Source organism: Microbacterium dextranolyticum (assembly GCF_016907295.1).
Classification (GTDB): Bacteria; Actinomycetota; Actinomycetes; order Actinomycetales; family Microbacteriaceae; genus Microbacterium; species Microbacterium dextranolyticum.
The window spans coordinates 2,837,580-2,860,657 of record NZ_JAFBBR010000001.1 but is presented as its reverse complement, the minus strand read 5'-3'; the positions used below and the strand labels follow the sequence as shown (position 1 = coordinate 2,860,657).

Below are 23,078 nucleotides of genomic sequence, written 5' to 3'. Positions count from 1 at the left end.
GAGGCGTCGGGATACCCGTCCGGCGCTGCTCAGCGGTGCAGAACGCTCGTCGCAGTGCCGCCGCTGATCGCGGAGACCAGGGTGAGGGTGTCGGAGGTGCACGTGTACGAGGCATCCGTGACAGGGGGCTCGACGATCTGCCGGGCGATGGGGCCGGGATCGGTCGCCGATCCATTGATCGTGGCGGTGACGGTCAGGCCGTCCGTCGAGGTCGATCCCGTCGAGATGCGGTCGGATGTCGCGGTGAACACCCCCTGCGCGCTGCCGCCGACCGAGATGAGCACCGTCGTGCCGGCGACGGCGGCGTCGATGGACGCGGCGGGCGACCACGTGAATCCACCGGTCGGGGTGAGCGTCAGCGTCGCCGATCCCGTCGGGGCGAACGTCGCGCCCGTCCCCGCCATCGCGGTGTTGACGTCGGTGAAGAACCGTTCCAGCGCGGCCTGATCCATCGTCCACGTGCCGGCGAGGCACGCCGCCGGGTCGACCGCCGGGCCGGTTGGGGTCGCGCCGGGAGCCGGCGTCGACGGCACGCTGGGCGCCGAGGCATCCGGCGACGGCGTGACACCGACGGCGCCGCTCGTTCCCGTGGGGGTCGCGCTCGCGCTCGTCTGCGGGCGTGCGCTCTCGGGAACGCATGCCGACAGCCCGAGAGTCAGGGCGAGGGCGCAGGCCAGAGCGGCGACGGGGGCGGCGCGACGGATCATGTCTCCACAGTAGGTGCGTCCACCGTCATCCGTCCGCCCGTCCATCCGCCCGGCGGACGCAACTAGGCTGAGGCGCGTGACTCTCGCGCCCGACCACTCCGGTGGCTCCTCCGACGATCACGCGGACTCGGCAGAGGCGCCCTCGCCCGCGCGCCGCACCTACAGCTATCTCGGTCCCGCAGGGACGTTCACCGAGGCCGCGCTCAGCCAGGTGCCCGAGGCGCGCGATCAGATCTGGCGGCCCGTCCGCAACGTGGGAGAAGCGCTCTCGGACGTCGTCGAGGGGCGGTCGGATGCCGCCATGATCGCGATCGAGAACTCGGTCGACGGCGGAGTCTCGACGGCGCAGGACGCCCTCGCGACGATGCCGGGCCTGCGGATCGTCGGCGAGTACCTCGTGCCGGTGAACTTCGTCCTCGTCGGCCGCCCGGGAACGCGCCTCGACGATGTCGCGCTGGTCGCCGCTCACCCGGTCGCCTACGCCCAGTGCCTGCAGTGGCTCACCGCCCGCCTCCCCGAACACGCCCACCTGCCTGCCGCGAGCAATGTCGCGTCGGCCGTGGGGATCGTCGACGGGGTGAGCGATGCGGATGCCGCGATCGCGCCACCGGGCATCCTCGACCACTACGACCTGGAGCTCCTCGCGGAGGGCATCGGCGACAACGCGAACGCCGTGACGCGGTTCGTCCTCGTCAGCCGTACGGTGGTGGCTCCGCCGCCGACCGGTGCCGACAAGACGTCGCTGATCGTCGAACTGCCCGAGGAGTACCCGGGCGCACTGCTGGAACTGCTCGAGCAGTTCGCGACGCGGGGGATCAACCTGTCGCTGCTCGCCTCGCGGCCGATCGGTGACGCCCTCGGGAGGTACCGTTTCGTCATCGACGCCGACGGGCACGTCCGTGACGAGCGCATGGCCGACGCGCTGCTGGGGCTGCGTCGGTTCAGCCCGAAGGTGCTCTTCCTCGGCTCGTACCCTCGGGCGGACAGAGCGATCGTGCACTATCCCGATCGGTACTCCGACGACGTGTTCGTCGAGGCGAGGGACTGGCTGCGCGGGCTCATCTCGGGCGAGCCCGAGGGCTGAGCGCGCGCGGTTCCGCTGTTCCGCTCGCCCGGAAGCGACCGGGGCGAGCCGATCAGGCGGCGAGCAGCTCGAGGGTGCGCGTGCGGCCGGAGGCGGCGTCCAGCGGCTCGCCGTCGTAGGCGCCGGCGACGGGCGAGATCATGATCTCGTCGACCCCGTGCGTGGCGGCGAAGGCGTCCAGACGCTCGCGCACCGAACCCGCATCGCCGACGAACCAGCGGCGGCGCAGCGCGTCGATGAGCGGTGCGGCCAGGTGATCGGAGCCTTCCGCATCCGCCGACTGCTCGACGGTCTCGAGAGCGGTCAACGGGCGGCCACCGCGCAGCCGCGCCATCATCCGTGCCTGCGGCAGCATGCGCTCGTCGGCTTCGGCGGCGGTGTCGGCGACGACCGCGTTGGCCGTCAGGAAGGTGCGCGGCGCGTCGAGGTGCTCCGAAGGCTGGAACGCCTGTCGGTAGAGGCCGAGGGCGCGCTCGAGGCCCTCGCCCGTGAAGTGGTTCGCGAACACGTATGGCAGGCCGAAGGCCGCGGCGAGCTGCGCGGAGTAGTCCGACGAGCCGAGCAGCCAGAGCTCGGGCGAGCCGCCGGCGGCGGGGGTGGCGTGGACCGTGTAGCGGTCGTCGCCGCTCGGGCGCCCGGTGAGGCGGAGCGTGGCACCGTCCGGTGAGGCGAGGGCGAGGATGTCTCGGATGTGATCGGGGAACCGATCGACGTCGCTCGTCGTGCCCGACATCCGCAGCAGCTGCGTGATCACGGGGTCGCTGCCGGGCGCGCGTCCGATGCCCAGGTCGATGCGGCCGGGCGCGATCGCCTCGAGCGCGGCGAACTGCTCGGCCACGACGAGGGGCGAGTGGTTGGGCAGCATGACGCCGCCCGACCCGACGCGGATCCGCTGGGTGCGGGCCGCGGCGGCCGCGGTCAGCACGGGAGGCGTGGTCGAGGCGACGGCGGGCATGTTGTGGTGCTCGGCGAACCAGTACCGGCGGTAGCCGAGCGCGTCGGCGCGCTGCACGAGGTCGAGGGACGCGGAGATCGCCTGTGCGCTGGATTGACCGGCGCGCACCGGGACGAGATCGAGGACGGAGAGAGCGGGAGAAGACATCACTCCTACCGAACGCGCGACCGCCGGTTCGCATTCCGGGGCGCGCGGAGCCCGGCTCGGGGCGACGGCTCGGCCCGGCTCAGCCCGAGCGCTTGACCACCTCGTAGGCGTCGAGGGCTTCTCGACGCGTCTCGGCCAGGTCCACGATCGGGTCGCGGCCTGAGGCATCCGGGGCCCACTCGCGGACGTAGTGGCCGCCCGCATCGAACTTCTTCGCCTGCAGTTCCGGGTTGAAGATCCGGAAGTACGGGGCTGCGTCGGCTCCGGACCCGGCGACCCATTGCCAGTTGAACGGGTTGCTCGCCTCGTCGGCGTCGACGAGGGTGTCCCAGAACCACTCCTCACCGCGTCGCCAGTCGATCAGCAGGTTCTTGATGAGAAAGGATGCCGTGACCATCCGCACCCGGTTGTGCATGTATCCGGTGCTCCAGAGCTCGCGCATGCCGGCATCCACGAGCGCAATGCCCGTCTCGCCCCGCTGCCACGCGCGCAGCATCGCCGGGCGCAGGCGAGGCCAGGGGAACGCATCGAACGCGGAGCGGAGGTTCTTCGTGGCGAGATCGGGGAAGTGGAACAGCGTGTGCCACGCGAACTCGCGCCAGCCGAGCTCGGACAGGAACCCGCCGAGCGGCTGCCCCGACGAGACGGCCGCGTGCCACACCTCGTGGGGGCTCAGCTCGCCCCAGCGCAGTCGAGGCGAGAGGAGCGACGTGGCACCCGCCGACGGTTCGTCGCGCGCGCGGTCGTAGTCGTCGGCATCGTCGGTGAGGAACTCGCGCAGCCTCGCTTTCGCTGCCCGCTCGCCCGGCGTCCAGCGCTCGCGCAGGCCCCCGGCCCAATCCGGCGTCGTGGGCAGCAGCGCCCACTCATCGAGGTTGTCGGATGCGGGACTGCGGGGCGGGCCCGAGATCTCACGCGGCTCGGGGAGGGGAGCGCGCGGCGGGGGGAGCTGCTGACACGCCTTCCAGAACGGCGTGAACACGCCGTACGGCGTGCCGGCGCCCGTGCGGACGGTCCACGGCTCGAAGAGCAGGGATGCCGCGAACGACGACACCTCGATGCCCGTCTCGCGCAGCGACGCCTTCAGCGCCGTGTCGATCTCGCGCTCGGCGCCGCCGTAGCGCCGGTTCCAGAACACGGCACCCGCCCCGGTCTCTTCGACGAGCGCAGGGATGACCTCGGCCGCGGCGCCGCGGCGGAGCACCAGCATCGACCCCTTCTCTGCCCAGCGCTCGCCGAGCTCGGCGAGGCTGTGGTGCAGCCACCAGCGCGCGGCTCCGCCGAGCGGGCGCACGCCGGGGGAGGCCTCGTCGAGGAGGTAGACGCCGATGACCGGCGCGCCGCGATCGACCGCGGCGCGCAGAGCCGGGTTGTCGGCGAGCCGCAGATCGTCGCGGAACCAGACGAGGGAGGGCGTGGTCGTCATGCTCCCATCGTGCCGCCGGTTCCGGATCGTCGCGAGGGCTTGCGCGGCGCCGGCGCCGATGGCTACTGAAGAGACTTTGTGAGTACACTCGTACTAATAAAACGAGCGCCGACGGCGACCGAGAGGTGGGGAATCCGTGATCCTGACACTGATCGTGGCGTGCGAGGTGGGCTTCTGGATGGCGATCCTCACCGGGTTGGTCGTCCGCTACCCGCTGCGAAGGCCGCGCCTCGGGGCCGCCCTGCTCGTCTCCGCCCCCGTGATCGACGTGGTGCTGCTCGTGCTCGTCGCCACGGACCTCCTCCGCGGCGGCACCGCCTCGTGGCAGCACGGTGTCGCAGCGATCTACATCGGCTTCTCGGTGGCGTTCGGGCACCGGGTCATCGCCTGGGCCGACGTCCGATTCGCCCATCGATTCGCCGGCGGACCCGCGCCGGTGCGGCTCGCGGGGGTGTCGTACACGGTGGCCTGTTGGAAGGACGTGGCACGCACGGGCCTCATGGTCGTCATCGCCGGCGGCCTGACCTGGGGGTTGATCGTCGTGGCGAACGACCCCGTGAGCACAGCCGAGCTTCTTGTGAACGCCCGGATCTTGGGCGTCATCCTCGTCGTCGACGTCGTGTGGGCGCTGAGCTATACGATCTGGCCGAAGCGGTCGCCGAGGGCCTCGGCGGCTGTGGAAAGCTGAGGGGCGTGCCTCGGCTCATCGACCACGACGCCCGTCATCGCGAGATCGCGGCGGCCTCGTTGCGTGTGCTGGAACGCGATGGGCTCGGTGCCTTGTCGGTTCGCGGCGTGGCAGACGAGGCGGGAATCGCCGCGGCGTCGCTGCGACGCGCGTTCCCCACCCAGCACGCGTTGCGCGAGTACTGCCTCGTCCTGATCGAGGAGCGTGTGACCGCGCGTATCGCCGACGTGCGTGGCGGAGCCGCGGGCAGGGCGCTCGTCGAGGCGATCCTCGCGCAGCTGCTGCCTCTCGACGCGGAGCGTCGCAGCGAGCTCGTCGCCCAGATCCAGTTGGGTGTGCTTGCGTTGTCGGATGTTCGTCTGCGTGCCTCGACGACGCGTTTGAATGACGCGGTCGGGCAGGCCTGTCGAGCATGTCTGGGCATCCTCGACAGCGCCGGCGCGCTCGGGTCGGGCCGAGACGTAAACGTCGAGACCGACCGTCTGCACGCGCTGATCGACGGCGTCGCGCTGCAGCTGGTGTGGGATGTCGCGGCGGTGGCTCCCGATCGGGCGGCCGGAATTCTGGCGCGGCATCTCGACGACATCTCTCGCGATGTCGGCGGCGCGGGTTAGATCACCGGCGAGCGGTGGCCCCGCGGCATGCTGAGCAGCAGACCGCCCGCGTCGACGCGCACACTGACCGACTTCGCCTGGCCGAACTCGTCGCCGTCCAGCTGCACCGGCTGGGGGCCTGAGGCGGCGAGCTCGAGGCCCGGCCCCTTGGCGTAGCGCACCGAGTTGTCCTTCGTCCGCAGTCGTAGGATCCGTCGCCCCGCGCGGAACCGGCGCAGCACACTGTTGTCCCACGCGACCCGGCGCCACACCGCGATCCACCCGATGGGGTTCTTCGGCTGGAAGACGACGACATCGAGGTCGCCGTCGGCGACGGATGCCTCCGGGATCAGCTCGAGTCCGGCCGGCAGCGAGCCGCAGTTGGCGAACAGCACGCTCTGGATGTGCGCCCGATGCATCCGGTGGCCGAGCACCTGGTACATGATCGGGAACGGCTTGGCCTTGACGAGCGAGCGCGCCGCGCCGTCGACGTAGGCGACCCAGCCGACCCGCTTCTTCAGATCGCCGCTCGTGTTGGCGATCATCGCGGCATCCAGCCCCATGCCGCCCATGACGACGAAGGCGTGCTCCTCGCGCTCGCCGCCCTCGCGGACGAGCTTCGCGTAGCCGATGTCGATCGCGTGGACGTCACCGTCGAAGGCCGCCGTGACCATCGCGGCGGGGTCGGCGAGGGGAAGGGAGAGGTTGCGGGCGAGCAGGTTCCCGGTTCCGCTCGGGACGATCGTCAACGGCACGCCGGTGCCGGCCATCGCTTGGCTGACGGCGCGGACGGTGCCGTCTCCGCCGGCGACGAGGACGGCGGCGGCGCCGGCGTCGAGCGCGTCGCGCGTGACGCCGTCACCGAGGTCGTCGACCGTCGTCTCGAAGAAGAGAGGCTCGTCCCACCCGGCGGCGGATGCGCTCGCTGCGACGAGCGCGCGCAGTGCATCCGCATCCACCTTGGTGGGGTTGTAGACGAGCGCGGCGCGGCGGGGGGATGCCTCGTCCCGGTTCGAGGAGGGGGCATCGACAGGCGGCATGCGGCCACCCTACTGCCCGGTCGTGGACGGTGGGGCCCGGGCCGACGCTGTGGAGAGTCCGGCTAACTAGACTGACCTGGTGATCGATCTGGCTCTCCTTCGCGACAACCCGGACCTCGTCAAGCGCTCGCAGGAGGCGCGCGGCGAGTCGCCCGACACCGTCGATGCTGCTCTCGACGCCGATCGGGCGCGTCGCGCCGCGATCACGGCGTTCGAAGAGCTGCGCGCGGCGCAGAACGCACACGGCAAGACCGTCGCCCAGGCGCCGAAGGACGAGAAGGCCGCCCTCGTCGCGCAGGCGAAGGAGCTCAGCGACCGGGTGAAAGCGGCGCAGCAGGCCGTCACGGCCGCCGAGGAGGCCGCCGACCAGGCTCTCTCTCGTATCGAGAACATCGTGATCGACGGCGTGCCCGCCGGTGGCGAGGAGGACTTCGTCACCCTTCGCACGCACGGCGAGCCCCGTGTGTTCGACTTCGAGCCGCTCGATCACCTCGCCATCGGCGAGAAGCTCGGCGCGATCGACATGGAGCGCGGCACGAAGGTGTCGGGGGCGCGGTTCTACTTCCTCACCGGCATCGGGGCGCGCCTCGAATACGCGCTGATGTCGCTCGGGCTGCAGCGGGCGGTGGATGCCGGGTTCATCCCGATGATCCCGCCGACGCTCGTGCGGCCGGAGGTCATGCGCGGCACCGGATTCCTCGGCAAGCACTCCGACGAGGTGTACCGCCTCGAGGCGCAGGATCTGTACCTGGTCGGCACGAGCGAGGTGGCGCTCGCCGGCTACCACATGGGCGAGATCATCGACCTGGCATCCGGCCCCAAGCGCTACGCCGGCTGGTCGACGTGCTACCGCAGCGAGGCGGGTTCGTACGGCAAGGACACCCGCGGCATCATCCGGGTGCACCAGTTCAACAAGCTCGAGATGTTCGTCTACACGACCCCTGAGGATGCCGAAGCCGAGCACCTGCGCCTCGTGGCACTCCAGGAGCAGATGCTGCAGGACCTCGGGCTCGCCTACCGGGTCATCGACGTCGCGGCCGGCGATCTCGGATCGAGCGCGGCCCGCAAGTACGACGTCGAGGCGTGGGTGCCCACGCAGGATGCCTTCCGCGAGCTCACCTCGACGAGCAACTGCACGACCTACCAGGCGCGTCGCCTCGACATCCGTCACCGCCCCGCTGTCGAGGGCGGCGCTCCCGGCAAGACGGCGCCGGTCGCGACCCTCAACGGCACGCTCGCGACCACGCGGTGGATCGTCGCGCTGCTGGAGACCCACCAGCGCGCCGACGGGTCGGTCGTGATCCCCGAGGTGCTGCGCCCGTATCTCGGCGGCCTCGAGGTGGCGGAGCCGATCGCGTGACCGGCGCACCCGCAGACGTCGCCGGCGACGGCTCCGACGAGGCGATGCTGCCGGCGACGGGATCGATCGAGGTGGTCGCCCCGGTCGATGCGGCGCACCTCGTCGAAGACCTGGCCGAAGAGGCCGAGAACCCCGCCACCCCCACGGTGCCCCTGCTCATCGCGCTCGACGTCGACGGCACCGTCCTCCGTGAGGACGAGACGCTCAGCCCGGGGATCGTCGAGGCCATCGCCCACGCGCATCGCGCGGGGCACGAGGTCATGCTCGCGACCGGACGGTCGTGGGAGGGGACCCGCGGTATCCAGCACGTGCTCGAACTCGCTCCGGAGTACGCGGTCTGCTCCAACGGCGCCGTCATCATGAAGCGCGTGGACGGCGCAGGCACGGGCGACGAGGACATCGCGTACGAACGCTTCCACATCGAGACCTTCGATCCCACGGAGGTGGTCGCGCTGCTGCGTGATCACCTGCCCGACGCGAAGTACCTGGTCGAGCTGGCCGACGGCGAGCGGCTGTACACCGAGTTCATGGACGACTGGAACCTCGTGCACGCTCGCCGCGTGGAGTTCGCCGAGCTGGTCGCGCAGCCGGTCTGCCGCGTCGTCGTGGTCTCGCCGGACGACACCGACGAGGACTTCGTGGACCTCGTCGCCCGCATCGGGCTGAACAAGGTGTCGTACGCGGTCGGCTGGTCGGCCTGGCTCGACATCGCCCCTCAGGGCGTGGACAAGTCGACGGCGCTCGAGCGGGTGCGCGGTTGGCTCGGTATCGCGCCCGAACGTGTGCTCGTCATGGGTGACGGTCGCAACGACGTCGGCATGTTCCGCTGGGCCCAAGCCCACGGCGGCCGCGCGATCGCGATGGGGCAGGGGCCCGACGAGGTGCGGCGTGAGGCGGGGGAGATCACGGCATCCGTCCACGCGGGCGGCGTGGCCGACGTGCTCCGCGCGCTCTGATCCCGCGAACGGGTCCTTATCAGGGCCCGCTCAGGCGGGCGCGGCAAGATGGGGCCGTCTCTCGACTAGACTCGACGCCTGTTCGACGGTGCCGCATCCTGCGTGATGCGCACCGCCGGGAGGGTTGTCCGAGCGGCCGATGGACCTGGTCTTGAAAACCAGTGGGCAGCAATGTCCCGTGGGTTCGAATCCCACACCCTCCGCTGTGATGGCGGTGACGCCTTCGAAGGGTCGCCGCCCTTCGAAAGGACACCAGTGAGCGCACGCACCGACCGGTCGAGGCGTACCCCCGTCGCGCGGCACGGCATCCTTCGCTCACCGAACCCCTTCGTCCAGGTCCTCACCGTGCTCGGTGCGATCGTCGGAGTCGTTGTCCTCAGCGTCGGCGCGATCGGCGCGTTCACCGTGTGGGACTCGGCGCGCGCCGTCGAGGCGGCAGGTGTGTCGATCGGTGGGGATGACGCGCAGCTGCCGCCGGCGATCGGCGAGATCGAGGGTGGCGTCAATCTGCTCATCGCCGGCACCGACTCATGCGAAGGCCCGAACGCTGCGCTCTCGGGTGCGTGCGAGAACGGCGACACCGACGGTGAGCGCAACGACGTGACCATGCTCGTGCACATCTCCGATGCGCCGCGCCGGGTGACAGTGATCTCGTTCCCGCGCGACATGCTCGTGCCGATCCCGGCCTGCACCGGTCAGGACGGCACGCAGTACTCGTCGATGAGCGAGCAGATGCTCAACGTCTCGTACATGTACGGCGGCCTGTCGTGCACCGTGCTGACGGTCGAGAAGCTCACCGGTGTCGACATCCAGTTCGCGGCGGCGACGCGGTGGACCGGTGTCATCAACATGTCCGACGCGATCGGTGGCGTCGACGTCTGCGTCGCCGACCAGATCGATGACGATCACACCGGCATTCACCTCGCGGCCGGGACGCACACGCTCCAGGGGGCCGAAGCGCTGCAGTTCCTGCGCATCCGCCACGGCATCGGCGACGGCTCGGATCTCGGTCGTATCTCGAACCAGCAGCAGTTCATGAGCTCGATGGTGCGCAAGCTCCAGTCGGACGGTGTGCTGGGCAACCCCGCCACGCTCTTGAACCTCGCCACGACGGCGGTCCGTCAGGTGACCAGCGGTCAGGTCGTGCTGAGCTCGTCACTCGCGAACCCGCAGCGCATGGTGCAGATCGCCATGGCGATGCGCAGCGTGCCCTACGAGGACATCGTCTTCGTGCAGTACCCCACCGCGTACGCGTCGGGTGGGTCGCGCGTCGTGCCGCTGACGGATGCCGCGGACGTGCTGTTCCAGGCGCTCGCCACGAACCAGCCCGTGCAGCTGAGCGGCGGCACCAGCGACGGTCACAGCACCGAGGTCGTCGGCGAGGCCGACGGTCCCGGTTCCACCACCGCGCCGTCCGAGGCGCCCACGGGGGAGGCGGCTCCGGCAGAGACGGCAGCGCCCAGCACGCCGGCGCCGTCGCAGTCGGCGGTGGAGCTGCCCAGCACCATCACGGGGCAGACGGCCAAGCAGGTCACCTGCACCGTCGCACAGCGCTAGGGTCGCTCGACGGTTCGGAATGCCACCGCGGACCGGGTATGATTGCCGGGTGCATCCGCGCCGTTTCGCGGTCGGATGCCTGGAGACGTCGCATAGTCAGGCCTAGTGCACCACCCTGCTAAGGTGGAGTCCTCGCAAGGGGACCGAGGGTTCAAATCCCTCCGTCTCCGCCACGTTTTTCCTGGTCAGACCCCGATTTGCGGGGCTTCTCTGGTTCCTCTTCCCCGGTCGCGTCGTCTCCCGATGCCTTGTCAGGGGAGTGTGAGGGGAGCGGCGCGTTCAGGCGGCGTAGTGCTTCGATGTCCTGTGCCTCGCCGAGAACGTGAGCATAGACCTTCAGGACTGTTCTCGGATCGTCGCCCAGCCATGCGGCGACCTGGTTGATCGGGATCCCCTGGCGAAGCCAGGAGCTGGCCGCGTAGTGCCTCAGATCGTGAATGGTGTGATCCGGCGACGTCTTCGTCCACGCGACGGCGCGCCGAAAGTAGGAGCCACGGAGCTGGAGGCGGCTCGACGCCCGGATTCATGTAATTCGATCCAGCCCCCTGTGAGACGAGTCGTGTTCGTCGCGTGCTGATGCGCGCGAGCCATCGTCGAATCCACCGACACCATCCAATCGACAAGACCCTCGGCGTCAGCCTGCGCGATCAACGACTGCGTTATCGCGTTCCACGTTCCCTCAGTCGCGAGGCGATGATGCCATGTCCAAACCGTTTGCCAGGGACCGAACGCCTCCGGAAGATCACGCCACGCGTTCCCGCACCGGTACCGGTAACTGATGCCCTCGAGCATCGTTCTCGCATCCGAGAACTTCCGCCCAGGCCCGTCGGTCCTGGCAACATCCCCTCGATCAGAGACCACTGAACATCCGAAAGTAGCTGGAGCTGGGACACCGCTCCAGACTCTCAACCGATTGTCAACCTTGGCTGACACGCCCTAGACGCCCGGCCGGAACATGAAGATCACGCTGTCGGCAGCGCCGAGAGTAGTTTGGCCGCGCCCACTGGAGCCGCCAGGTTCAGGTCACGGCCGCGTGCGTGCACGCTGCGTTGGTCAAGGTGCATGCGAGTGGATGTCCTGGACAACGAGCATGCCATGCTCTACAGTCATCATAGAACGTCATATAATGACAGTTCAGTCGAATATGCCCCAAAGAAAGGCCTCACGTGACCGTCGCCTCCACCTTCGTAGACTCCGCCACCATCGAGGAGCAGCTCGCCACCGCACGCGCCGCGATCGCCGACCGGGAGACCGTCTCGCGCGTCGTGCTGACCGCATGCGGCGGCTCGTTCGCCAACATGCAGCCGAACGAGTACTTCCTCGGCAACCGCGCCACCACGCTGGAGAGCGTCGCGCTCAACGCCGCCGAGTTCACCTCCCGCGGCTCGTCCCGCGTCGACGCCGACACCGTCGTGATCCTCTGCTCGCACTCGGGCACCACCCCCGAAACCGTGGCGGCCGCCGCGCACGCCCGCTCGCGCGGCGCCCTGACCGTCGCCTTCACCTTCGATCCCGCCTCGCCGCTCGCGCAGGAGGCCGAGTACGTGATCGCCTACCAGCACGGCGACGGCAAGAGCGAGTCGTACGTGGGCGGCGCGCTCATCCTGCGCCTCGTCGCGGCCATCCTCGACGAGCGCGAGGGTGCATCGCTGTCGCCGGCGATCGACGCCGCCGTGGCGCAGCTTCCCGTCCTGGTCCCCGCGGCGCGCGCGGCCCACACCGAGGCCGCCGACGCCTGGGCGTTCCAGACCCGCCGCGAGCCGCTCATCTACACGATGGCCGCGGGCTCGAACTACGGCACGGCCTACTCCTTCGCGATCTGCCTGCTGCAGGAGATGCAGTGGGTGCACTCCGCCGCGATCCATGCCGGCGAGTACTTCCACGGCCCCTTCGAGGTGACCGACGTGGATGTGCCGTTCATCGCCCTGCTGGGCCTGGACGAGACGCGCCCGGTCGAGCAGCGCGCCGTCGACTTCCTCACGAAGCACACCGACCGCGCCCTCGTCATCGACGCGAAGGAGTTCGGCCTGGACGGCGTGGCCGCCGAAGTGCAGGGCGTGTTCGCCCACCTGCTGTTCAACGTCGTGCTCCGCACCTACGCCGACGCCCTCGCCGACCACCGCGGCCACCCCCTGTCCGTGCGCCGCTACATGTGGCGCATGGAGTACTGAGCCCTATCCCTCCCTCAGGAAAGGAACACGCAACGATGCGCAGAACCTCCCGGATCGCGATCGCCGCTCTCGCGGCCGCGGCCCTCGTCCTCCCGCTGTCGGCCTGCGCGGGATCCGGCTCGTCCGGATCCGGCGACGGCACCGTGGAGCTGAGCTTCTTCCACCGCTGGCCCAACGAGCCCAAGCACTCGTACTACGCCGACGTGGTGGCGGAGTTCGAGAAGGAGAACCCGAACATCACCGTCAAGGTCGAGAACGTCCTGAACGACGCCTACAAGGACAAGATCAAGGTCGTCGCCGGATCCGCCAACGCGCCGGACGTGATGTTCACGTGGAGCGGATCCTTCGTCGGCGAGCTCGTCAAGAGCGACGCCCTGATGGATCTCGGCCCGTGGCTGAAGGAGGACAAGCAGTTCGCCGACAGCTTCTACCCGAGCCAGCTCACCCCGTTCCAGGTGGACGGCACCCAGTACGGCCTGCCCGTGGGCATGCAGTCCAAGCTGTTCTTCTACAACAAGGACGCGTTCGCCAAGCTCGGCCTGCAGCCGCCGAAGACCTGGGACGAGTTCATGACCGTGCTCAAGACGATCAAGAAGTCGGGGCAGACGCCCATCGAGTACGGCGCCCAGGAGCAGTGGACCATCGCGCACTACGTCGGAACGCTGAACCAGCGAACGGTGGATCCGAAGGTGTTCGCCGCCGACCAGGATCCGAAGAAGGGCACCTTCACGGATCCCGGCTACGTCGAGGCGCTGGAGCGCTTCAAGGAGCTGGCGGGGTACATGAACAGCGACATGACGGCGGTCGGGCACGAGGTCGCCCGCAACGCCTGGATCGCCGGCGACGCCCCGATCATGTACCTGCAGAGCGCGGAGGTCGGCTACCTGAAGGACGTGACCTTCGACTACGGCACGTTCAACTTCCCGTCGGTCGCCGGCGGGAAGGGGGACGCGGGCGAGCTCACCGGCGCGCCCGAGGGCTTCGCGATCTCGAAGAACACCAAGCACCCGGCCGAGGCGAAGAAGTTCCTCGAGTTCCTGCTCAGCAAGCAGAACGGCACCGCCTATGCCGAGAAGGCGGGGGAGCTGAGCCCGGTCAAGGGGGCCGTGGAGGAGGCGAAGGTCCCGGAGATCTCGAAGGAGCTGGCGAAGGGCATCGTGGACGCCTCAGCCATGACGACCTGGCTGGACAACGCCTACGATCCGCAGATCGTGCAGGCCTACCTGTCCGAGACCCAGCTCATGCTCAGCGGCCAGCAGACGCCCGAAGGCGTGATGAAGGCCGTGCAGGAGGCCGCTCAGCGCGTGCGCGACGCGTCCTGACCCCATCGGTGCCGGGGCGGCACGGCCGCCCCGGCACCTCTCGTCGGAGGGATCCCCCCGCTATGTCATCGACCAGGCGCGCCATCGGCAATGCGCTCTACGTCCTCCCCGCGATCGCCCTGATCGGGTTGTTCGTCTACTACCCGCTGGGCGCGAACATAGTGTTCAGTTTCTTCTCCTTCCGCGCCGGCAGCGGCGCGATGGATCCGGTCGGCCTCGGCAACGTCACCCGGCTCTTCACCGACCCCGTGATCGCGACGGCGCTGCGCAACAACCTCGTCTACGCGGTCGTCTCGGTCGTGTGCCAGGTCGGCGGCGCGCTCGTGGTCGCGGCGTGGCTCACGCATCTGCTCGGGCGGCGCATGGGCGCGTTCCTGAGATCGGTGTACTTCCTGCCCGCCGTGATCTCGATGACGGTGATCGCCCTGCTGTTCACCTTCGTGTTCAACGCGCGCGGCGGACTTCTCAACGAGCTGCTCCAGGACGTGGGTCTCGGCGCGCTGCAGACCGCCTGGCTCGCGAATCCGCACACCGCCCTCGGATCCGTCATCGCCGTCTCGCAGTGGCAGAGCATCGGCTACGTGTGCATGCTCTACGTCGTCGCCCTGCAGCAGATCCCCCAGGAGTACTACGAGGCGGCGTCGCTGGACGGCGCGGGCCGGATCCGCCAGTTCTTCAGCATCACGGTGCCGCAGGCGAAGGAGATGATCTTCGTCGCCATGATCCTCACGGTCTCCGGCGCGTTCACGGTGTTCAACGAGCCGTACATCCTGACCAAGGGCGGTCCGGGCAACGCCAGTCAGGTGCTCGCGACCTACATGTACAACCAGGGGTTCTTCCAGAACCAGATGGGCTACGCCTCGGCGATCGCGAGCCTCATCTTCCTGATCACCCTCGTGCTGTCCGTCGTCCAGATGCTGTCGTTCCGCAGCGGGAGGTCCTGACATGAGCTCTTCGATGATGCGACCCGTGGAGCGCGTGCGGCAGCTGCCGGTCTACGTGCTGCTGCTCGTGTACGCCATCGTGATCGCCTACCCGCTGCTGTGGATGGTGATCTCGTCCTTCAAGTCGTCGACCGAGATCTTCGCGGATCCGTGGGGGATGCCCTCGGTCTGGCTGGTGCAGAACTACGCGCAGGCGTGGGATCGAGGGATCTCCGCCTATTTCCTCAACTCGCTCGTGGTGACGATCGTCTCGACCGCCGCGACGGTCGTGATCGCGGCGCTGTGCGCCTACGGCATGGTGCGGCTCCCGGGACGCGTCGCGAACGCGATCCTCGTCGTCGCGATGGGCGGGCTCGTGGTGGCCCCTCAGGTCAGCCTCATCCCGCTGTACCGCCTGCTCGACGCGATGGGACTGCTGAACACCTACGCGGCGATGATCCTGCCCTACGTCGCCTTCCGGCTGCCCATGGCGATCCTTCTGATCCGGTCGATGTTCCTCGGGATCCCGCGGGAGCTCGTGGACGCCGCGACCATCGACGGGTGCCGCTCGCTCGGCGTGCTGAGGCACGTCTACCTGCCGCTGAGTCGGTCGGTGCTCACGACGGCCGCCGTGCTGACGGCGTACTTCGCCTGGAACGAGTTCCTGTTCGCGATCGTCTACATCGACGCGGACGAGCTGCGCACCATCCCCGCCGGGCTGATGTCGTTCCGTGATTCGCTGTCCACCGAATGGGGCGTGCTGCTGGCCGGCCTCACGATCGCCGCGCTGCCCATCGTCGCGGTGTTCATCATGATGCAGAGGTACTTCGTCGCCGGGGTGGCGGCGGGAAGCGTGAAGGGATGACCATGTACACCACCGAGGAACTGCAGGCCGCGCTGGCGGCGACCCCGGCGCCCTCGCTGCTCGGCATCGGCGACAACGTGCTGGACTGCTACCTGCACGAGGACCTCGCGTATCCCGGCGGCAACGCCCTGAACGTCGCCGCCTACAGCCGGCTGTTCTTCGGGGGCACGGCGGGCTTCCTCGGCATCCTCGGCGACGACCGCTTCGGCGTCCACCTGCAGGGCGTGCTCGACGAGATCGGCGTCGACCGCTCCCGCGCCCGCACCGTCCACGGCGCGAACGGGATGGCGTTCGTGTCGCTGGACGCCGACGGCGACCGCCGCTTCGTGGCCTCGAACCGCGGCGGAGTGCAGGAGGGGCTGCGGCTGCGCCTCGGGGCCGACGACCTCGCCTACATCGCCGGGTTCACGCGTGTGCACACTTCGGTTTACTCGGCTCTGGACGGAGAGTTGGCGCGGCTCGCGGAGAACGGCGCGAGGATCTCTTACGACTACTCGGACGACGTGCCCGTCAATGTCGTGCGCCGTACCGCCGCACATGTGGACATCGGCTTCTTCTCCGGCGGGACGCTCAGTGACACACAGATCGAAGACCTCGCCAAGCTCGCGCTGGGTAGCGGCATGGGGTGCGCTGTCGTGACGCAGGGATCGCGCGGCGCTCACGCCTTTACTCCAGGCGTCCGCAACGAGGTCGGGGTGCGCGCGGTCGAGGTCGTGGATGCGCTCGGGGCAGGGGATGCGTTCATCACGGGGTTCCTAGCGGCCCGGGCGTCGGGAGCCGACATCGCTGCGTGCCTCGAAACGGCGGCAACCGCGGGCGCGCTCGCCTGCACGCTGCGCGGGGCATTCGGCTACCCTGTTGAGGCGGGCGAGGACGCGCAACGGCAGATGCTGCGACGGCATAAAAGCGCGTAGAAGCAGCGACGGTATCGCGTTTAGGAGGGGAAGCGCCCCGTGAACACACAAGGGTCCACACCTCTGCATGAGCAGGTACGCAGCCTGCTCATGCATGAGATCGAGACAGAGCATTTCACCGAAGGTGAGCGGCTCCCAGCGGAGCCTGAGCTCTGCGAGCGATTCGGAGTGAGTCGAATCACCATCCGGCGCGCTGTCGCAGATCTGGAGCGGCTTGGATTCGTGCGCCGCCAACAGGGACGTGGCACATTTGTGTCGACGCGGCACCAAATCATGGGCACGATGTCCGTAAGCGGGTTCGCAGACAAAGTCGTAGGGAAGGGCGTCAAGGAAAGCCGGATCATGCGATCCGAGATAATCCCCGCGGATGACAAGCGCGCCGCGCTTCTTGAAGTGGAGGTGGGTGATCCGATCTTCCGCCTCATCCGCGTGTTCGCACTTGACGGCGTGCCTCTCTCGATAGACGACAGCAGGTACTCGCTCACGAGGTACCCCGGATTCGACACACACATCACAGCGGGCACCTCGACCTACCGGGTGCTTCGTGAGCAGTATGGCGTCGAGTTTTCAGAGATCGATCGTCAAATCAGCGTTGGATTTACGAACACGCTGACCGCGGGCTGGCTCGAACGCCCCCTCCGCGACCCCCTTCTGCTCGTCCGGAAGGTCGCTCTCGGCACGCAAGGCGAAGTGGTCCACACATCGAAGGTCAAGATCGTGCCAAGTCGGGTTTCGCTCAACGTCGTTGCCCGAGCTGACGCCTAGCAGCGAGACTGCTGCGGTCTCCTGGTGCCGACCTGAACGATTACGGCCATTTCGGGGGCCTCATTCCCAGGACGGATGATCCATGTAGACTGGCGGACGCCGTCGATCGGGGCTGTCTCAGGACTGCGGATAGGCAATTCCTGCCGTGGGAGCGTCTCTTAGCGTGGTGTCCAACTCCTGCTGATCCTCGGGGGTGTTGATGTAGATGGGGCATCGTAGGGGAAGAGTCCGCGTGTCTCCGCCAAAAGCAAAAAGAGATCCCACGATGCCCCACATCCGGTCTGCTTCGACGACGCTGATCGCAGTAATCCTCGCCGACCCCGACCTCGCACATTCGGACGTGTCCGGCGAATGCTGCAAGCCAGGTTGCGGGACTTGATCGACGCGGACGCGACCGTGCGGATCGGGCAGCAGTCCTCCACGACCGCACGACGGACCGGACGACAGGGAACACTCGCGGTGAATAAGGACGTCCAGGCGCTCGTTCCCATGGCCCTCCCCGACAAGCGCAGCATGGCGGTCGATTCGATCGCCCACCGATGGGCTCCGAGGAGAACGGTCAGTTCCTCGGTGTCGAGGCCACGTTGTGGAAGGCAGCCGGTTAGCTCATAGGCATCAAGATCGACGCCACGAGCGTCCAGTTCGACTGGATCATCTCGAGCCTCCAGTCCGGTCGACATCACGGCCGGGGGCAGTACTAAGGACGCACGCACCGACGTCGCATTGGATTCCGGCGCCGACAGCAGGAAGGCGCCTCCAAATCAGGCGGGAGCCGTCGCGGCGGATGTGAATCGGTCGGGGCGGAACGCGGACAGCAGCGGCGAGACGAACCCGGTGGCGATCTCGTCGGCGACCAGTTCGCCGGCGATCAGACCCTGGGTGGCGCCGCTGTGGCTGAACGCCACGTACAGGCCGGGGATCTCGGAGATCCGGCCGTACACCGGCTCGCCGTCTGCGGGCACCGGCTTGTACCCGGATCCGATGCGCGCGAGCGTCAGCTCAGGATGGCCGGAGAGCACGCGTCGAGCCTCATCGAGCAGTCTCGGCACGACGTCGTCCGGGATCCGCAGCGTGCCGTCGTCGCCGACCTCGATGGAACGCTCCGACCACCCGGAGTCCATGGCGAGCCCGCCATCGACCGTGCGGCGGATCGCCACATGCGGGGTGTTCAGCGTCGTCGTCAGAGCGGTGTCCACGGGGGTCGTGAACGCCACGAAGGCCGGCGGACTGGACGTGCCGATCTCGATGCCGAGCTCGCCGAGCTGCCCGGCTACGGAAGGTCCGGTCGCGAGCAGAAGCGCGTCCCCGCGCACCTCATCGCCGCCGGCGGTGCGCACTCCGACGGCCCGTCCTCCTTCGATGAGCGGGTGCGAGCGGCCCGCATCCTCGACGATCGACGCCCCCCTCGGGCCGTCGCTTCCGTGGCCAGGAGAGAGATCACGGTCGGCAGATCCACCCAGCCCTCGCCGGGATTGAAGATCGCGCCCTCTGCCGCGACGGCTCGCGAGTACCGTCCCCCTGCCCTGACGACTGCCGCGGGCTGCGGTTTGGGCGGCGCGGATGGCGGCACTGGCATCATGAGCGGCGGAGGCTCTTTGCGTGATCGCCGAGTGAACAAGTTCATGCAGGCAGGGTAGAGAGCGCCAGGCCATCCTGTTCAAAGACCTGCCGTGAGTTCAGAACATCGCAGACCGGCGCGGCGGGGTCCTCGCGATGGCTCCGAACTGCGGTAGGCATCGGCCGGCATGCTCCCACGGCACCTGGCCGGCATCGCCGAGATAAGGCCGACCACTGTTTCGTCATCAAGGTTCGTAGGCTGCAGGCAGATAGCGTCTCGGCTGGATCGCGGTAGCGTCCGAGCGTAGGGCCGCGCACCGCATGTAGGCGGTGGGTGCCGGCGGCGCTTGAGAACTGATCGATAGCGGCGCTCGAAAAGTGGACACTCAACGATTGGAGAGTGATCACTTTGGAAGACTGGGCGCTGATCGGGAGGCTGGCTTCGGACGGGGTGCCGAAAGCGCAGATCGCGGCGCGGTTGGGGATCTCGCGGACGACCGTGATCAAGGCGGTGAACTCCGACGGGCCGCCGAAGTATGAGCGGTCGCCGCGGCCGACGTCGTTCACGCCGTTCGAGGCGCGGGTGCGGACGCTGCTCGCCGAGCATCCGCGGATGCCGGCGACGGTGCTCGCGGAGCGGGTTGGTTGGGAGGGCTCGATCCGCTGGTTCCGGGACAATGTCGTGAGACTGCGACCTGAGCATCACTCAGTCGACCCGGCGGATCGGCTCTCGTGGGCGGCGGGCGATGCGGCTCAATGTGATCTCTGGTTCCCGCCGCGGAAGATCCCGCTCGAGGACGGCACGACGGCGCTGTTGCCGGTGTTGGTGATCGTCGCGGCGCATTCGCGGTTCGTGACTGCGCGGATGATCCCGACCAGGAAGACGGAGGATCTGCTGCTCGGGCACTGGGATCTCATCCAACGGCTCGGCGCGGTCCCGCGGCGGCTGATCTGGGACAACGAGTCCGGCATCGGGCAGCGCGGCCGCCTCGCGCAAGGTGTTGCGGCGTTCGCGGGGACCCTCGCGACGAAGGTCGTGCAGCTGAGGCCCTACGACCCGGAATCGAAAGGGATCGTGGAACGCCGCAACGGCTGGTTCGAGACGTCGTTCATGCCGGGCAGAAGCTTCACCTCCCCGGCGGACTTCAACGCCCAGCTGCAGGACTGGCTCGAGAGGGCGAACAGCCGGGTGGTGCGGACGATCAAGGCACGCCCGGTCGATCTGATCGGCCACGACCGGGCGCGGATGCTCCCGTTGCCGCCGATCCCGCTGCAGCTGGGCTGGCGAGAACGAGTCCGCCTCGGGCGGGACTACTACGTCCGCCTCGACGCGAGCGACTACTCCGTCGATCCCGCCGCGATAGGCCGGTTTGTCGACGTAATCGCCGATCTCGACCGTGTTCGGGTGCGCCTGGAGGGCAGGCTGGTCGCTGACCACGCGCGCGTCTGGGCGCGCGGCTCCACGATCACCGATCCCGCACATCTGGAGGCCGCGAAACGGCTGCGGCAACAGTTCCAGACCCCACGTCCTGCTCCCGTTGATGACCTGGCGCGTGATCTCGCGGACTACGACCGGGCGTTCGGGATCGAAGGAGTCGCCTGATGACTACCTCGAAGACCAGCGAGTCGGTGAAGCAGATCACCTACCTCGCCGGCGCGCTGAAAGCACCCCGGATCACCGAAGCCGCCGCACGAATGGCGGACCAGGCCAGGGATGCGGGGTGGTCGTTCGAGGACTACCTCGCCGCCGTCCTCGAACGCGAAGTGAGCGCCCGCAACGCTTCCGGCGCGGAGCTACGGTTCAAAGCGGCAGGGTTCCCCGCCCGGAAGACCCTCGAAGACTTCGACTGGGACGCGCAACCGGCCACTCGGCAGCAGATCGCCGCGCTCGCTTCAGGACGGTTCCTCCTCGAAGCGCAGAACGTCGTGCTGCTCGGCCCTCCCGGGACGGGGAAGACCCACCTCGCGACCGCGCTCGGAATCGTCGCCGCCCGCCACGGGCACCGAGTGCTGTTCGCGACCGCGACCGACTGGGTCACCCGCCTCACCGACGCCCACCGGCAAGGCAACCTCCCGAAAGAGCTCGCCCGGCTGCGGCGTTACGGACTGATCATCGTCGACGAAGTCGGCTACCTCCCGTTCGAACAAGACGCCGCGAACCTGTTCTTCCAACTCGTCTCGAGTCGCTACGAGCACGCGTCGCTGTGACTCGCCCCGGCGTGTCCGGAGACAGGATTCCTTGGAAGGATCTGTCTCATGGGACGTCCCAGTAAGTACCCGCGCGAGCTTCGTGAGCGCGCTGTCCGTATGGTCGCCGAGGTGCGATCCGACTATCCGAGCGAGTACGCCGCGATGACCGCTGTCGCGCAGATGCTCGGCGTCGGGTCGCCAGAAACGATCCGCACCTGGATCCGCAGGCAGCAGGTCGACGCGGGCGACCGGCCCGGAGTCACGACCGACGCCGCGGTGGAGATCAAGCGACTAAAGCGGGAGAACGCGGAACTGCGGCGGGCGAACGAGATCTTGAAGGCGGCCTCGGCTTTCTTCGCGGCCGAACTCGACCGGCCACACAAGCGATAGTCGGCTTCATCGACGCGCACAAGGACCGCGCCGACGGAGGGCTCCGATGGGGTGTCGAGTCGATCTGCGCCGTGCTCACCCAGCACGGCGTGAAGATCGCCCCATCGACCTACTACGACGCGAGAGATCGCGGTCCGTCACCGCGGATCGTGTCGGACGAGAGGTGGAAGCCGATCATCCTGACCACGTGGCAGACGCACCGGAAGGTGCTCGGGGCCCGGAAGCTCTGGCTGCGGTTGCGTCGCGACGGGCACGACATCGCCCGCTGCACGGTCGAACGCCTCATGCGCGAGCTCGGGATCGCCGGTGTCGTCCGCGGGAAACGGAAGCGTCCCGTGGATGCGGATCTGCGGGAGACCAGGCCCGCCGACCTCGTCGACCGGCACTTCGCCCGGTTCCGCACGAACCAGCTCTGGGTCGCCGACTTCACCTACGTCTGGACGTGGTCCGGATGGGTCTACGTCGCGTTCGTGTTCGACGCGCACTCCCGCCGCATCATCGGGTGGAGAGCGGCGACCTCGATGACAACTCCGCTCGTGCTCGACTGCCTCGACATGGCTCTGTTCACCCGCCGCCGCGAAGGCGTCACCGGGTTCGCCGGGCTCACGCACCACACCGACGCCGGCAGCGTCTACACCTCGATTGCCTTCACGGACCGGCTCGTCGACGAAGGCATCGACCCCTCGGTCGGGTCCGTCGGCGACGCCTACGACAACTCCCTCGCGGAATCGCAGATCGGGCTCTACAAGTCCGAGCTCATCCACCACGACGGGCCCTGGCGCGACATCGACCAGGTCGAGGCGGCAACCGCGTCCTGGGTGCTGTGGTTCAACACGGAGCGCACCCACGGCTCCATCGACGACCTCACACCCCTTGAGGTCGAGCAGCTCGACTACGCTCGCAACGAACCGGTCGGAAAAGCCGGCTGACACCAGTAAAACGCTCTCCGGACACGCCGGGGCGAGTCACTGATCCTGACCTCGAACCTGCCGTTCTCCAGCTGGGGAGGGGTCTTCGGCGACCAGGCCGTCGCCGCCGCGATGATCGACCGCATCGTTCACCACGCCGACGTCCTCACCCTCAAAGGCGCCAGCTACCGACTCCGCGGCAGAGGCATCGACAGCCTCCCCAGCATCCGCACCACCACCGACGAAACACCTAGCTAGACTGCCCGCAACCGTTCACTTTTCGAGCGCCGAAAGCGTCCAGAGTTCGAGCGCCGCCGACACGGACCACTATGAACGATGTCCCGACTCACCTATGAACGATGTCCTGAACCTACACACCTTCAGCTCCACCAATATGTTCAGGCAATGTGTTTCAGCAATAGCCTCCGGGCTCGTCGATGTGGCCGGTGGCGAGGATTTCGCCGGTGTGCCGGCCGTCGCGGGTCAGCTGACGGCGTGAGGCGATGACCCGTTCTCGGACCGGGCGCGGCCCTCGCCGCCACGCGATTCTATGGCCTGCC

Annotated in this window: 20 protein-coding genes, 2 tRNA genes and 4 pseudogenes; 20 read left to right on the top strand and 6 right to left on the bottom strand. The window is 68.4% G+C overall.

Going from position 1 to position 23,078, the window contains the following annotated elements:
• Positions 1 to 29: 29 nt before the first annotated feature.
• Positions 30 to 707 (bottom strand): hypothetical protein, encoded by a 678-nt coding sequence (locus JOE64_RS13035; RefSeq protein WP_204964639.1) that lies wholly within the window; start codon positions 705 to 707, stop codon positions 30 to 32.
• 76 nt (positions 708 to 783) lie between these two features.
• On the opposite strand from JOE64_RS13035, the gene pheA reads away from it, so the two are divergent.
• The gene (pheA, locus tag JOE64_RS13030; RefSeq protein ID WP_204964638.1) at positions 784 to 1,791 is read left to right on the top strand and encodes a prephenate dehydratase; all 1,008 of its coding nucleotides are present in this window, start codon (positions 784 to 786) and stop codon (positions 1,789 to 1,791) included.
• Between the two features lie 52 nt (positions 1,792 to 1,843).
• Here pheA and JOE64_RS13025 read toward each other — a convergent pair whose 3' ends face one another.
• Together JOE64_RS13025 and JOE64_RS13020 are read right to left on the bottom strand one after the other, a co-directional pair.
• Complete coding sequence (locus JOE64_RS13025) at positions 1,844 to 2,893, bottom strand: LLM class flavin-dependent oxidoreductase (protein WP_204964637.1); 1,050 nt, start codon at positions 2,891 to 2,893, stop codon at positions 1,844 to 1,846.
• Between the two features lie 79 nt (positions 2,894 to 2,972).
• Positions 2,973 to 4,319 carry a cryptochrome/photolyase family protein gene (locus JOE64_RS13020; RefSeq protein WP_204964636.1) on the bottom strand — a complete coding sequence of 449 codons (1,347 nt, stop codon included), beginning with the start codon at positions 4,317 to 4,319 and terminating at the stop codon, positions 2,973 to 2,975.
• 136 nt (positions 4,320 to 4,455) lie between these two features.
• Between JOE64_RS13020 and JOE64_RS13015 the strand changes: the two genes are divergently transcribed.
• Positions 4,456 to 5,007, top strand: a complete 552-nt coding sequence (locus tag JOE64_RS13015; RefSeq protein WP_204964635.1) for a hypothetical protein — start codon at positions 4,456 to 4,458, stop codon at positions 5,005 to 5,007.
• A 5-nt stretch (positions 5,008 to 5,012) separates the two neighbouring features.
• Positions 5,013 to 5,621, top strand: coding sequence for a TetR/AcrR family transcriptional regulator (locus JOE64_RS13010; RefSeq protein WP_204964634.1), 609 nt, complete (start codon positions 5,013 to 5,015; stop codon positions 5,619 to 5,621).
• On the opposite strand, the gene JOE64_RS13005 is transcribed toward JOE64_RS13010, so the two are convergent.
• Positions 5,618 to 6,640 carry a diacylglycerol/lipid kinase family protein gene (locus tag JOE64_RS13005; RefSeq protein WP_204964633.1) on the bottom strand — a complete coding sequence of 341 codons (1,023 nt, stop codon included), beginning with the start codon at positions 6,638 to 6,640 and terminating at the stop codon, positions 5,618 to 5,620. The two genes, JOE64_RS13010 and JOE64_RS13005, sit on opposite strands and share 4 nt — an antisense overlap.
• A gap of 79 nt (positions 6,641 to 6,719) precedes the next feature.
• Here JOE64_RS13005 and serS point away from each other — a divergent pair, with 79 nt between their 5' ends.
• From serS to JOE64_RS12980, 5 genes are all read left to right on the top strand, one after another.
• A complete protein-coding gene (serS, locus tag JOE64_RS13000; protein WP_204964632.1) occupies positions 6,720 to 8,000 on the top strand; it encodes a serine--tRNA ligase in 1,281 nt (426 codons plus the stop codon).
• 44 nt (positions 8,001 to 8,044) lie between these two features.
• Positions 8,045 to 8,956: an HAD family hydrolase gene (locus tag JOE64_RS12995; RefSeq protein ID WP_204965086.1), complete on the top strand. Its 912-nt coding sequence runs from the start codon at positions 8,045 to 8,047 to the stop codon at positions 8,954 to 8,956.
• A gap of 118 nt (positions 8,957 to 9,074) precedes the next feature.
• Positions 9,075 to 9,159, top strand: a tRNA-Ser gene (locus JOE64_RS12990).
• Between the two features lie 52 nt (positions 9,160 to 9,211).
• The gene (locus tag JOE64_RS12985; protein ID WP_271202487.1) at positions 9,212 to 10,513 is read left to right on the top strand and encodes an LCP family protein; all 1,302 of its coding nucleotides are present in this window, start codon (positions 9,212 to 9,214) and stop codon (positions 10,511 to 10,513) included.
• Positions 10,514 to 10,594: 81 nt separating this feature from the next.
• A tRNA-Ser gene (locus JOE64_RS12980) sits at positions 10,595 to 10,686 on the top strand.
• Between the two features lie 333 nt (positions 10,687 to 11,019).
• On the opposite strand, the pseudogene JOE64_RS12970 reads toward JOE64_RS12980, so the two are convergent.
• A pseudogene (locus JOE64_RS12970) lies at positions 11,020 to 11,406 on the bottom strand (transposase); the annotation flags it as partial.
• Between the two features lie 273 nt (positions 11,407 to 11,679).
• Here JOE64_RS12970 and JOE64_RS12965 point away from each other — a divergent pair.
• From JOE64_RS12965 to JOE64_RS14935, 7 genes and pseudogenes are all read left to right on the top strand, one after another.
• Entirely contained in the window at positions 11,680 to 12,684 is a 1,005-nt protein-coding gene (locus JOE64_RS12965) for an SIS domain-containing protein (RefSeq protein ID WP_204964630.1), read from the top strand.
• Between the two features lie 35 nt (positions 12,685 to 12,719).
• Positions 12,720 to 14,006, top strand: coding sequence for an ABC transporter substrate-binding protein (locus JOE64_RS12960; protein ID WP_204964629.1), 1,287 nt, complete (start codon positions 12,720 to 12,722; stop codon positions 14,004 to 14,006).
• 62 nt (positions 14,007 to 14,068) lie between these two features.
• Entirely contained in the window at positions 14,069 to 14,950 is an 882-nt protein-coding gene (locus JOE64_RS12955) for a carbohydrate ABC transporter permease (RefSeq protein WP_204964628.1), read from the top strand.
• Position 14,951: 1 nt separating this feature from the next.
• Entirely contained in the window at positions 14,952 to 15,794 is an 843-nt protein-coding gene (locus JOE64_RS12950) for a carbohydrate ABC transporter permease (protein ID WP_204964627.1), read from the top strand.
• A complete protein-coding gene (locus tag JOE64_RS12945) occupies positions 15,791 to 16,708 on the top strand; it encodes a PfkB family carbohydrate kinase (protein WP_204964626.1) in 918 nt (305 codons plus the stop codon). Before JOE64_RS12950 ends, JOE64_RS12945 begins: the two co-directional genes overlap by 4 nt.
• 39 nt (positions 16,709 to 16,747) lie before the next feature.
• A complete protein-coding gene (locus JOE64_RS12940) occupies positions 16,748 to 17,473 on the top strand; it encodes a GntR family transcriptional regulator (RefSeq protein ID WP_271202486.1) in 726 nt (241 codons plus the stop codon).
• A gap of 265 nt (positions 17,474 to 17,738) precedes the next feature.
• Positions 17,739 to 17,919, top strand: a pseudogene (locus tag JOE64_RS14935) (IS256 family transposase); the annotation flags it as partial.
• A gap of 315 nt (positions 17,920 to 18,234) precedes the next feature.
• On the opposite strand, the gene JOE64_RS12935 reads toward JOE64_RS14935, so the two are convergent.
• Positions 18,235 to 19,125 carry an NAD(P)/FAD-dependent oxidoreductase gene (locus tag JOE64_RS12935; protein ID WP_204964624.1) on the bottom strand — a complete coding sequence of 297 codons (891 nt, stop codon included), beginning with the start codon at positions 19,123 to 19,125 and terminating at the stop codon, positions 18,235 to 18,237.
• A gap of 305 nt (positions 19,126 to 19,430) precedes the next feature.
• On the opposite strand from JOE64_RS12935, the gene istA reads away from it, so the two are divergent.
• The 5 genes and pseudogenes from istA to JOE64_RS12910 all read left to right on the top strand — a co-directional run bounded on the left by istA (position 19,431) and on the right by JOE64_RS12910 (position 23,017).
• Positions 19,431 to 20,633 (top strand): IS21 family transposase, encoded by a 1,203-nt coding sequence (gene istA / locus JOE64_RS12930; RefSeq protein ID WP_204964623.1) that lies wholly within the window; start codon positions 19,431 to 19,433, stop codon positions 20,631 to 20,633.
• Positions 20,633 to 21,235 (top strand): annotated as a pseudogene (gene istB / locus JOE64_RS12925) (IS21-like element helper ATPase IstB); the annotation flags it as partial. The gene istA and the pseudogene istB, both read left to right, overlap by 1 nt.
• 51 nt (positions 21,236 to 21,286) lie before the next feature.
• A protein-coding gene (locus JOE64_RS12920; RefSeq protein WP_204964087.1) for an IS3 family transposase occupies positions 21,287 to 22,539 on the top strand; the annotation gives its coding sequence in 2 pieces (ribosomal slippage) (positions 21,287 to 21,569 and positions 21,569 to 22,539; 1,254 coding nt in all).
• 36 nt (positions 22,540 to 22,575) lie between these two features.
• A pseudogene (locus JOE64_RS12915) lies at positions 22,576 to 22,776 on the top strand (ATP-binding protein); the annotation flags it as partial.
• A gap of 94 nt (positions 22,777 to 22,870) precedes the next feature.
• Entirely contained in the window at positions 22,871 to 23,017 is a 147-nt protein-coding gene (locus JOE64_RS12910) for a hypothetical protein (protein WP_006822818.1), read from the top strand.
• Positions 23,018 to 23,078: the final 61 nt, after the last annotated feature.

Excerpts from the sequence above, each read along its gene's own strand:
- JOE64_RS12935 (WP_204964624.1), bottom strand. The coding sequence starts at position 19,125 with ATGGCCTGGCGCTCTCTACCCTGCCTGCATGAACTTGTTCACTCGGCG.
- JOE64_RS12910 (WP_006822818.1), top strand. The coding sequence starts at position 22,871 with ATGAACGATGTCCTGAACCTACACACCTTCAGCTCCACCAATATGTTC.
- JOE64_RS13035 (WP_204964639.1), bottom strand. The coding sequence starts at position 707 with ATGATCCGTCGCGCCGCCCCCGTCGCCGCTCTGGCCTGCGCCCTCGCC.
- JOE64_RS13020 (WP_204964636.1), bottom strand. The coding sequence starts at position 4,319 with ATGACGACCACGCCCTCCCTCGTCTGGTTCCGCGACGATCTGCGGCTC.
- JOE64_RS13025 (WP_204964637.1), bottom strand. The coding sequence starts at position 2,893 with ATGTCTTCTCCCGCTCTCTCCGTCCTCGATCTCGTCCCGGTGCGCGCC.
- JOE64_RS13005 (WP_204964633.1), bottom strand. The coding sequence starts at position 6,640 with ATGCCGCCTGTCGATGCCCCCTCCTCGAACCGGGACGAGGCATCCCCC.
- JOE64_RS12950 (WP_204964627.1), top strand. The coding sequence starts at position 14,952 with ATGAGCTCTTCGATGATGCGACCCGTGGAGCGCGTGCGGCAGCTGCCG.
- JOE64_RS12955 (WP_204964628.1), top strand. The coding sequence starts at position 14,069 with ATGTCATCGACCAGGCGCGCCATCGGCAATGCGCTCTACGTCCTCCCC.
- JOE64_RS12945 (WP_204964626.1), top strand. The coding sequence starts at position 15,791 with ATGACCATGTACACCACCGAGGAACTGCAGGCCGCGCTGGCGGCGACC.
- JOE64_RS12960 (WP_204964629.1), top strand. The coding sequence starts at position 12,720 with ATGCGCAGAACCTCCCGGATCGCGATCGCCGCTCTCGCGGCCGCGGCC.
- JOE64_RS12995 (WP_204965086.1), top strand. The coding sequence starts at position 8,045 with ATGCTGCCGGCGACGGGATCGATCGAGGTGGTCGCCCCGGTCGATGCG.